The 2162-nt window shown below is 74.2% G+C and carries 1 protein-coding gene; it reads right to left on the bottom strand.

The features are described 5' to 3' along the window. On the bottom strand, positions 1 to 2162 hold a 2162-nt coding region (locus tag R6V09_RS51610; protein WP_317888321.1), incomplete at both ends, for an ATP-binding protein.

Here is a 2162-nt window from a genome sequence, read left to right as displayed (position 1 = left end):
CGGGGCGAGGGCGAGGGCGGCGAGCCGGACCGTGAGGTCGGGACGCCGGCCGGAATCGTCGGTGAGCGCAGCGACCGTCGCGCGCATCGCTTCCACGGCCGCCTCCGGGTCGTCCCGCAAGCCGCCCGCGTCGGTCAGTACGATGCCCGACACCATCGAGGCCATCCAGTCGAACGGCCCCTTCAGCAAGGCGCGTGCCCGGTCGGCGGCCTTCAAGTCGCCGCGCGCCAGCGCCACATACAGCGCGGGTCCCATGGTGAAGCCGCCCATCCGTGGCAACACCTTCGCGTCGCTCGTGGCGACCGTCTCGCACTCGTCCCAGCGTCCGAGTGTGTACAGCACCAGGAGTTGGAGATAGCGCATCTCCAGCGGGTACGGCGAGGACAGCAGCCCGGCGCGACGGGCCCGGTCCAGCCCCTCGGTGAGCCAGGGCAGGGACTCCTCCAGGTGCCCGGACTCGAAGTTGCCGATGGCCAGATGGAACAGGGCGCGCATCTCCACGGGCGCGTGCCCGGCCTGCCGGGCCAGCTCGCGTGCCTGGGCGAGCCGCTCGCGGCCCTCCTTGGTGCGCCGGCCGCCTCCTTCGAGAGTGGCCAGCGAGATCAGCAGATCGGCCCGGGCGTCGACCAGTTGGAGCTCCTCGGCGGTGCGCAGGGCCTGGCGGGCGACCCGCAGCGCGATCTCGTCCTCACCGACCTGACGTGCCGTCAGCACATGGGTGGCCGCCGCCCACACCCAGGTCCGCGAGGGCGGTTCGGCGGGGATCATCGCGAGGGCCTCGCTGCTGTAGGCGAACGCGGCGGTGAGACTGTCGACGCCCATGAGATTGCCGGCCAGGGTGTAGCGGACCCGGGCGGCCAGCTCGGAGTCGGTGTCCTGGCCGATCCCGGCGAGCGCGGACCGGGTGAGGGACACCGCGCGGTGCGCGTCCCCGGCGTGCGCCGCCGCAGCCGAGGCGCGCAGGGTGAGGGTCACGCTGTCGGTGCCCTCGCCGGAGGGCCGGGCCGCCGGATCGACCGACCTCCACAGATCGAGGGCGGTTTCGAGATGCCGTAGCTCCTCGGCGGGCGCGCCCACCCGCTGGGCGTGGTCGGCGGCCTCCAGGGAGGCGGCCAGCGCCTCGGCCAGGTCGTGGCTCTCGCGGTAGTGGTGGGCGCGCTCGGCCGCGCTCTCGGCAAGGTGGCCGCGTCCGGCGAGGAGGCGGGCGAACGAGCCGTGCAGCCGGGAGCGCTCGCCGGGGAGCAGATCCGCGTACACCGCCTCGCGGGCCAGGGCGTGCCGGAAGGAGTACGTGTCGCCGTGCCCGGGGACGAGGAGCTGTCGCTCGACCGCTTCCCGCAGTGCCGATTCCAGCTCGTCCTCGGGGAGTTGGATCGCCTCACGCAGCAGGTCGTACTCGACCCGGCGGCCCGCGACGGCGGCGGTGCGCAGCACCTGCTGGGCGGTGTCGGAGAGTTGCTCGAAGCGGATCAGCAGGACGTCGGCCAGACCGCTCGGCACCCCGCCCGCCTCCATGTCGGTGGCCGCGAGCAACTCCTCGGCGTAGAAGGCGTTTCCCTCGGCGCGCTCGACGATCCGGCGGACGGTGCCGTCCGGCAACGGACCCGTGCGCAGTGCCCGGACCAGCCGGGCGACCTCCGCGTCCCCCATGGGCCGCAGCTCCAGACGCTCCACGGCGGGCAGCCGTACCAGCTCGGCCAGCAGGGGCCGTAGGGGATGGCGGCGGTGGAGGTCGTCCGCGCGGTACGACGCGAAGACCGCGAGGCGGTGGGTGGGCGCCCCGCCGGCCGGGCGCTGGAGGATGCCCCGGCTGAGCAGGAAGCGGAGCAGGTCGCGGGAGGACTGGTCGGCCCAGTGCAGGTCCTCCAGGACCAGGAGCAGGGGAGCGATGTCCGAGAGGTCGGCCAGGAGTCCGGCGATGCCCTCGAAGAGGCGCAGCCGGCCGCCCGCGTCCCGAGCCGCGTCCGTGCCGGCGCCGAGCAGCCGGTCGACCGCCGGATGCGCGGCCAGGGCGGCGGCGAAGCGCTCGTCGTCGGCGAGTGCTCCGAGGATCTCGGTGAACGGCAGATAGGGCAGACCCACGTCACCGAGGTCGACGCAGTGCCCGGTCAGGACGGTCATGCCGGCGTCAGCCGCCCGCGCCGCCACCTCGTCCAGGACCC

The organism is Streptomyces sp. W16, assembly GCF_033194735.1.
Taxonomy (GTDB): domain Bacteria; phylum Actinomycetota; class Actinomycetes; order Streptomycetales; family Streptomycetaceae; genus Streptomyces.
Note: the sequence above shows the minus strand (reverse complement) of the source record. Positions and strands in the feature narration are given on the sequence as shown.